Raw genomic sequence first — 6,976 nt, 5'->3', positions numbered from 1 at the left:
CGATAGGTTGGAACAGGCGACGGGTCATGGGTAGCTCCGGATTTCGATGAGTAGGGTTCAAGCGCGGCAGCCAGGTGCCGCGCGCTGTGCAGGTAACTTAACCGGGGGTGGCGGGGCTGATAATCCGTGGCCGGCGCTACGCAGTTTTGCGCGCAACGCAACGGCACCCGCGCTCATCGCTGATGAACGCGGGCGTGGTTCAGGCGGGTTGGGTCGAGCGAGTCAGCGGCAGATTCAGCCAGCGCCGGCCGGTTGCATTGCTGACCGCGTTGCCGAGCGCAGCAGCCATTGGCCCTTGCACAATTTCGGCAGCACCGAGGAAAGGTTCGCCCGGTTGATCGAGCAGGTGCACATCGACTTTTTTCGGCAATTGCGTGAAACGCAGAATCGGATAACCGCTCCAGTCATAGCTGCGAATGCCGCCGGCGTCGTAGGCGACTTTTTCGTAGAGCGTCCAGCTTGTCGACTGGACGATGCCGCCCTCGACCTGATTGCGCAGGCCATCTGGGCTGACAATCTGGCCAACATCGACCGCTGTCACCACATGATCGACACGTATCTCGCCGGTCTGCGGATGCACCCGCAGTTTCACCGCGAGGGCGCAGTAACCCATGATGTTCTTGTAGCGGGCGAAGGCAAAACCGATTCCCGCGCCGGGTTCGCTGCTCTTGTGGGGCCAGCCGATTTCGTCACGCACGCGCTCAATCACAGCCCGGGCACGCGGGTCGCGCAGATGCGCCAGACGCAACGCCAGCGGATCGAGCCCGGCCTTGATCGCCAACTCATCGATACCCGCCTCGATGGCGAAGATGTTGATGTGCGCACCCAGCGAGCGCATGGCCGAAGTGCGGAACGGCATGGTGGTGACGAAATTCATGTTGATCCGCGTCGCGCCCAGCTCGTACAGCGGCACCGCGTTGCGATCGCCATCACCTTCGGGCTGGGCGATTGGCACCGAGGGCGCCGAGGTGAAGGGTTTCGCCAACAGGCGTGCCGGCAGCAGGCGCCCGGCATTGACGATGCGTTCGTTGTGCGGCGTGGTCCACAGCTCGTAGTTCCAGTCCTGCAAACGGCCCTGACTGAGGCCGGCATCGACTTCGGTGACCATCGCCGAACTGTACGGCTCCCAGAGATTTTCCTGCTCGCGCATCCATTGCACCCTGACCGGCGTGCCCGGCAGGCGCATGGCGATCAGCGCGGCATCGGCGGCGGCATCATCGGCGCCGTTGTGGCCGTAGCAACCCGAGCCTTCGGTGTGAATGCAGCGCACGCGTTCCGGCGGCAGCCGCAGCATTTCGGCGATACCGGCGCGCAGCGGATAGACGCCCTGAGTGTGGGTCCACACCGTGAGCACGCCGTCGTTGAACCAGGCCACCGCACAGGACGGGCCGATCGAACCATGCATCAGATACTGCTTGGTCACCCGCGCTTTGAAGCGAGTCTCGGTCGCGCCGCCGGCATTGCCGTTGTTGCTGATCGGATAGCGCTTGGAGGGCAATTGCTTGAGCAAATCGTGAATCCCGGCGGCTTCGGGAATCGCCTCGCCACCACTCCACTTGGCACTCTCAATGCCGCTGCGCATGGCCTTGATCGCTTGCCACTCATCACGGGCGACCACGGCCAGATAGTTGCCGTCGCGGATCACTTTGACCACGCCGTTCAACGCCTCGATGGACGCGGCATCGAACGCCTGAAGCGTGCAGCCGGGACGCGGCGGGCGGATGACACGCGCGTGCAGCATGCCCGGCAGGCGCATGTCCTGCACAAATGCCTCGCCGCCGCTGACCTTGGCCGGAATGTCCAGGCGCGGCAGGTTGTGGCCGATCAGTTTGAAGTCGGCCGCCGCCATCGCCGGTGATTGCGCCTTGGCGTACTGGTGCACATCGACATGCTTGACCGCGTCGGCATATGCCATGCGCTGACCATTCGGCCCTTCGATGATGCCGTCGCGAGTGCTCAGTTGCGCAGTATCGACTTGCCAATGGCGCGCGGCGGCGTCGACGAGCATTTCCCGCACCTGCGCGGCAGCGTTGTACAGCGCGGTGCCGCTGTCGAAAATACTGTGGCTGCCGGCGGTGTAGCCTTCGTTGGGCGTCAGCGCAGTGTCGGCGGTGAGCAAATTGACGGCGCTGGCCGGCACCTGCAAACGCTCGGCGGCAATTTGCAGCAACGCGGTTTTCACCCCGGTGCCCAGTTCGACCTTGCCGGTGTACACGGTGATGCCGTCGGCGCCGATGCGAATCCACGCGTCCAGGTAAGGGTTGGTGCGCAGGCTGCCGGGCAGATCGGGGGCCAGCACCACAGTGCCAAGGGTGTCGACTTCGGTGTCGGCCAAGACACGCCGCGCTACCGGCATCAGCGTAAAAGCCATGAGCAACGCGCCGCCGCGCAGGAAGGCCCGGCGGCTGGGGTTCAAGCCGTTAGCTGCGCTCATGTCCGGCTCCCGTTATGCCCGGCCACCTGTTTGATCGCCTCGATGATGCGCAAGTGCGTGCCGCAACGGCACAGATTGCCGGCCATGTGTTCGCGGATGGTTTGTTCGTCCGGGTGCGGGTCACGTTCGAGCAACGCCTGCGCGCGCATCAGCATGCCGGCGATGCAGTAACCGCATTGCGCGGCCTGCTTGTCGATGAATGCCGCTTGCAACGGGCCGGGTTTGTCTGCGCTGCCGAGGCTTTCCACGGTGCGGATTTTTTTCCCTTCAAGGCCTGCGCACGGCGTGAGGCAGGCGAACACCGGTTGGTCGTCGACGATCACCGTGCACGCGCCGCACTGGCCCAGGCCGCAGCCGTACTTGGCGCCGTTGAGGTTCAAGTGGTTGCGCAGCGCATACAGCAGCGGCATGTCCGCTTCCAGCTCCAGCGCTTGGGCGGCTCCATTGACGGTGAGAGTGATCTGGCTCATTTCGTCTCCTGACGTAACGCTTCAATAGTGGAAGAAAGGTCGGTCCATGGCTGCTCGGGTTTGGCTTGCTCGCGCAGATACGCGGCGAGTGCGCCGAGTTGGGCGTTGTCGAGGCTGGCGGCGAACGGCGGCATCACCGGGCCGGGGGCGCCGGGAATGGCGGGCACGCCTTCGAGCACGGTCTTGAGAAAGTTGCGCGGGCTGGCCGCTTGCAGCGCCGAAGTGCTTTGCAGGCCTGGGCGGCCGTCGATTTCGCGCATCGGCGCGGCGGGTGCGTGACATCCGGCGCAGGCGCTGCTGAAGAGCAGGGCGCCGGTGCTGTGATCCGCTGGACTGCTCGGCTGCTTTTTCGCGGTGGTTTCGCTCACCGCGTGCGGGTTTTGCAGGCTCAGCAGGTAGTCGGCAATCGCCTCGGCTTCGCTGGCCGGCAAGCGCGCCAGACTCAGGCTGACCGGGCGCATCGGGCCGGCGGGCGTGCCGTGGCCATTGACCACGTCGGCGCGCAGGTAGCCGACCAATTGCTCGCGACTCCACGGATTGGCGCGCTGCCCGAGGCCGACCAGGGCCGGCGCTTCCCAGCCATCAACGCTGCCGCCCTGCAGATATTGCGAGGATTTCTCCGCGCCGATCAGGTTCAGCGGCGAATGGCAGCCGGCGCAGTGGCCCGGGCCGTCGACCAGATAGCGTCCGCGATTCCATGCCGCGCTGTGTTCGGCCAGCGGCGTGAGCGGCTCGCCATGCAGAAACAGCAGATTCCAGAACGACACCAGCGGGCGGATGTTCATCGGGAAGTTCATCTGGTTCTGCCGCGCCGGGGCGTGTACGGCGGGGCCGCTCATCAAGTAGGCATAGGCGTCGGCGATGTCTTCGGAGCTCATGCGCCGGTAGTGCACGTAAGGAAACGCCGGGTAGAGAAAGTGGCCGTCGCGGGCAATGCCTTCACGCATCGCCCGCTCGAAGGCCGGCAGTGACCATTCGCCGATGCCGGTCTGCGCATCCGGGGTGATGTTGGTGCTGTACAGCGTGCCGAACGGCGTCACCAGCGGCAGCCCGCCAGCCAGGTATTCGCCGCCGGGGCGGGTATGGCACACCGCGCAGTCGCCGGCCTCGACCACCCGTGCGCCGCGTTGCAACTGCGCAGTATCGAATGACGTCGGCCGTTTGATTGGCGCGATCGCCGGGCGCCACATCAGCGCGACGGCGACGATCAGACCGAGCACCGCGAGCACGCCGACGCTGATCCACAGGGTTCTGGATTTGAGCAAATGGCTGTTCATGGTCGGCAGAAAAACGCGGCGGACAGTGGCAGGACGAGTGCAGTGCGGGTCATGGAAACGCTCCTTGTAGCAGCCGGGGAAGGGCGCCGATGCGGACGTCAGCGCCAGGGCCAAAGCGTAGAGAAGACCCTTGCGGCGGAGAATCACCGGCCCGCGCAACAGCGCGTTGCGCCACAAGCAACGTTGCGCGCTACGCATCAGTGCGTTGCCAGTGGCACGGATTCTCGCTGCCGTCGGCTGACCGTAGCCTTGGCACAACTTTCCCGAACTCAACGAGGTGTCACCATGCTTACGGGCAACCCTGCCGTTGCGGCCCCGGCCGAACAGCCTGCTTCACTCTCCGGCCTGATGGTCGCGTTTCTGGCCTTCTGCTGCGGCGCGGTCGTCGCCAACCTGTATTACGCACAACCCATCGTCGAACTGATCGCCCCGCAGATCGGCCTGTCCAGCGCCAATGCCAGCCTGATCGTGTCGCTGACGCAGTTCGGTTACGCGCTGGGCTTGTTGCTGCTGGTGCCGCTGGCCGACCTGATGGAAAACCGCCGTCTGGTGGTCGGCTTCACCCTCGCTGCCAGCGCCACGCTGCTGTGCGCTGGCCTGACTCATTCGCCGTCACTGTTTCTGCTGCTCTCTTTGCTGATCGGCCTGACCTCGGTGGCGGTGCAGATTCTTGTGCCGTTGGCCGCGCATCTGGCGCCGGAAGCCAGCCGGGGGCGCGTGGTCGGCAACATCATGAGCGGCCTGTTGTTGGGGATTCTGCTGTCGCGGCCGCTGTCGAGCCTGTTGGTCGAAGTGTTCGGCTGGCGCGGGGTGTTTTACAGCGCGGCGGCACTGATGGCGGTGATCGCGTTGATTACCGCTGTGGCATTGCCGCGCCGGGTGCCGACGCACAAAGCCACTTATGTCGCGTTGATCGGTTCGGTGTTTGCCCTAGCCCGGCGCTTTCCTGTGTTGCGCCAGCGTTCGCTGTATCAGGGTTTGCTGTTCGCCAGTTTCAGCCTGTTCTGGACCCTCGCGCCGATTGAGCTGATGCGTCATCACGGCTTCAGCCAGGCGCAAGTGGCGATCTTCGCCCTGGTCGGCGCGGTGGGTGCGATTGCCGCGCCGATTGCCGGGCGTCTGGCCGATGCCGGGCACGGTCGTCGCGGTACCTTGGTGGCGTTGCTGCTGGCGCCGCTGTCGCTGTTGATCGCCGCGTTGCCGGGCAGTGGTTACGTATGGCTGGTGGTGTGTGCGGTGCTACTGGATTTTGCCGTGCAACTGAACATGGTCCTCGGCCAGCGTGAGGTCTACGCCCTCGACCCGCACAGCCGCGCCCGCCTGAATGCGGTGTACATGACCAGCATCTTCGTCGGCGGCGCCCTCGGCTCGCTGGTCGCCAGCCCGCTGTATGAACACTTCGGCTGGAACCTCTCGGCCGTCGCCGTGGCGGTGTTGCCGGCGCTGGCGCTGGCGTTGTTCCTGGGTCGCAAGGCTGATGGCTGAGGTCGCGATGAGGCCCGGCAAGCACGACGATACAAGACGTGTGGCGAGCGCTGATGCACAATCAGCGGCGTTCCCTCACCACCGGACCCCGCTTATGGACAAGTTGCTGGCCTTGAAGATGTTTGTTGAAACCGTGCGCTGCGGAGGCTATTCCTCGGCGGCGCGCAAGCTTGGGATTTCGACGTCTTCGGTGACACGGCAAGTGGCCGGGCTGGAAAACGAGTTGGGCGCCAGCCTGCTCAATCGCACCACGCGCAATACCAGCGTGACCGTCGCCGGCCAGACCTATTTCGAGAAGGCCGTGGCCATTCTCGATGCCATCGACGAAGCCGATGCGGTGGTCGCCGATCGTGGCAGTGATGCCCAGGGCCGCTTGCGCATCAGTGTGCCGGTGGAGTTTGGCCGCAGGCTGATTGCGCCGCACCTGAGCCGCTTGCTCGAGCGCCATCCGGGGCTGGAGATCAGTCTGTCGCTGAGCGATCAGGTCAGCGATTTGCTCAGCGAGCAGATCGACGTTTCAGTGCGGCTCGGCTCGACGGTAGTCAGCGAGGACATCGTCAGCAAACGCGTCGGCCACTTTCAGCGTTGGATTGTCGCCAGCCCGGATTATCTGGCGCGCAGCGGCGTGCTGGAGCATCCGCGGGATCTGCTCGAGCACCAATGCCTGCGCTTCGACTACGGCGGCAGCCATCACCACTGGACCTTTCAGGGCGACGAAGAGCCGATTCAGCTCAACGTCCAGGGTCGCCTGCAAAGCAACAATGCCGACATCCTGCGCGAAGCGGCGATTGGCGGTGGCGGGGTGGCGCTGCTGGCCGACTGGCTGGTGCGCGACGACGTCGCCGCCGGACGCCTGACGCGCTTGCTTGAACACTATGAAGTCAACCCCGGCAGCGCCAGCAGTTGCATCAACGCGCTATACCTGCCCAACCACCGTGGATCGAGCCGGATCAACGTGTTCATCGATTTTCTCGTGGAAATCCTCAAACCCGCTGCTTAGCACTGCACACTCTGTTGCTGCAGCCGCTGCACACTGCTTGTATGCTTGCGCCCCGGAACACGTGGCCGCCGTGAGTGCCGACGTTCGAATGATGGCTGGAATGGATCCCGGACTTCCTTAAGGTACTGACGTGAAGCGTGATACTCGCCTTGTAATGCTCCTGCTGCTGGTGATTGGCTGTTCCCTGACTTCACTGACGATCTGGAAAGTCTGGTCTTCGCGCGAGCGTGCGCTGGCGGAAGTCGACGTGCATGGCCTGAACCTGACCCAGGCGCTCAACACCTACACCGAAGGCATCGTCCGGCAAAGC

At 64.5% G+C, this 6,976-nt stretch carries 5 protein-coding genes and 1 pseudogene; 3 read left to right on the top strand and 3 right to left on the bottom strand.

The window, feature by feature from the left end:
• Positions 1-199: 199 nt before the first annotated feature.
• The 3 genes from OQK_RS24760 to OQK_RS24750 are packed head-to-tail and all read right to left on the bottom strand — an operon-like array spanning position 200 to position 4,379.
• Positions 200-2,434 (bottom strand): xanthine dehydrogenase family protein molybdopterin-binding subunit, encoded by a 2,235-nt coding sequence (locus tag OQK_RS24760; RefSeq protein WP_016774796.1) that lies wholly within the window; start codon positions 2,432-2,434, stop codon positions 200-202.
• Positions 2,431-2,904: a (2Fe-2S)-binding protein gene (locus OQK_RS24755; RefSeq protein WP_016774795.1), complete on the bottom strand. Its 474-nt coding sequence runs from the start codon at positions 2,902-2,904 to the stop codon at positions 2,431-2,433. Before OQK_RS24755 ends, OQK_RS24760 begins: the two co-directional genes overlap by 4 nt.
• Positions 2,901-4,379 (bottom strand): c-type cytochrome, encoded by a 1,479-nt coding sequence (locus tag OQK_RS24750; protein ID WP_016774794.1) that lies wholly within the window; start codon positions 4,377-4,379, stop codon positions 2,901-2,903. The genes OQK_RS24755 and OQK_RS24750 overlap by 4 nt, the downstream gene beginning before the upstream one ends.
• Positions 4,380-4,466: 87 nt before the next feature.
• Between OQK_RS24750 and OQK_RS24745 the strand changes: the two genes are divergently transcribed.
• From OQK_RS24745 to OQK_RS30650, 3 genes and pseudogenes are all read left to right on the top strand, one after another.
• On the top strand, positions 4,467-5,666 hold the full coding sequence (locus tag OQK_RS24745; RefSeq protein WP_016774793.1) for an MFS transporter: 1,200 nt from the start codon (positions 4,467-4,469) through the stop codon (positions 5,664-5,666).
• Between the two features lie 94 nt (positions 5,667-5,760).
• Positions 5,761-6,666: a LysR family transcriptional regulator gene (locus tag OQK_RS24740; protein WP_016774792.1), complete on the top strand. Its 906-nt coding sequence runs from the start codon at positions 5,761-5,763 to the stop codon at positions 6,664-6,666.
• Between the two features lie 130 nt (positions 6,667-6,796).
• Positions 6,797-6,976, top strand: a pseudogene (locus tag OQK_RS30650) (diguanylate cyclase); the annotation flags it as partial.

It is taken from the genome of Pseudomonas sp. R62 (genome assembly GCF_000257605.1).
GTDB classification, from domain to species: domain Bacteria; phylum Pseudomonadota; class Gammaproteobacteria; order Pseudomonadales; family Pseudomonadaceae; genus Aquipseudomonas; species Aquipseudomonas atacamensis.
The sequence above is the reverse complement of the archived record's forward strand: the minus strand, read 5'-3'. Positions and strand labels throughout refer to the sequence as shown.